This is a genomic window from Pseudomonas sp. NPDC047961, assembly GCF_050272435.1.
Lineage (GTDB): Bacteria > Pseudomonadota > Gammaproteobacteria > Pseudomonadales > Pseudomonadaceae > Stutzerimonas.
In genome coordinates this window covers 1-1236 of the sequence record NZ_JBNNMD010000016.1, presented here as the reverse complement: position 1 = coordinate 1236, position 1236 = coordinate 1, and the positions used below count along the sequence as shown (strand labels likewise).

The window sequence follows — 1236 nt, the reverse complement described above, 5'->3', positions numbered from 1 at the left end:
TGTTGCCGCTGACCGAAAACTGACCCAGTAGAGGCTGTTCTGCCGACTGAAAACTGACCCAGGTGTTCAACTGCTTCTGCTCAATTTTTGAGCAGGAGAACACAGGGTGATCAGTATGGAAATGATGGGCAAAATCCGCCGGATGTATTTCCGCGACAAGCTGTCGCTGCATGAGATAGCCAAGCGCACCGGGTTGGCGCGCAACACGATTCGCAAGTGGGTCAGAGCACCTGAGGCCAAGCCGCCGGTCTACCAACGCCGCGCGATCTTCAACAAACTCAGCCCTTTTCACGCCACGCTGGAGCAGGCGCTAAAAGCCGATTCGCTGCGGCCCAAGCAACAGCGGCGCAGTGCCAAGGCGCTGTTGGCGCAAATCAAAGCCGAAGGTTATGACGGTGGCTACAGCCAGCTCACCGCGTTTATCCGTGCCTGGCGAGGGGGACAGGGCAAGGCGTCGCAGGCCTTTGTGCCGCTGACCTTTGCTCTTGGCGAGGCGTTTCAGTTTGACTGGAGCGAGGAAGGCTTGCTGGTCGGCGGCATTTACCGGCGTATGCAGGTGGCACATCTGAAGCTGTGTGCCAGCCGTGCGTTCTGGCTTGTGGCGTATCCGAGCCAGGGCCATGAGATGTTATTTGACGCCCATACACGCTCGTTCGGCGCCTTGGGCGGCGTGCCGCGCCGGGGCATCTACGACAACATGAAGACCGCCGTCGACAAGGTCAATAAGGGCAAAGGCCGGGCGGTGAATGCGCGCTTTGCGGTGATGTGCGCGCATTACCTGTTCGATCCGGACTTCTGCAACGTCGCCGCTGGTTGGGAAAAGGGCATCGTTGAAAAGAACGTGCAAGACAGCCGTAGGCGCATCTGGCTAGACGCCCAGGACTGTCATTTTCACTCCTTCGAGGAACTCAATGCCTGGCTGGGCCAGCGCTGCCGCGCGCTTTGGAACGAGCTGACGCACCCTCAATACAGCGGGCTGAGTGTAGCCGAAGTGCTGGAGTTGGAGCGCGCTGAACTGATGCCTGTGCCAGCGCCATTCGACGGTTACGTCGAGCGGCCTGCGCGGGTCTCCAGCACCTGCCTGGTCAGCGTCGGGCGCAACCGCTACTCGGTGCCATGTGAGTACGCGGGTAAGTGGGTCAGCAGCCGTTTGTATCCGACGCGAATCGAGGTGGTGGCCGATGATGCGCTGATTGCCAGCCATGTCCGCTTGCTGGATCGCGACCAGGTCAGCTA

Annotated in this window: 1 protein-coding gene; it reads left to right on the top strand. The window is 60.1% G+C overall.

The features are described from left to right. Positions 1 to 115: 115 nt before the first annotated feature. On the top strand, positions 116 to 1236 hold a 1121-nt coding region (istA, locus tag ACQKIK_RS22560), incomplete at its 3' end, for an IS21-like element ISPst3 family transposase (RefSeq protein WP_499137462.1).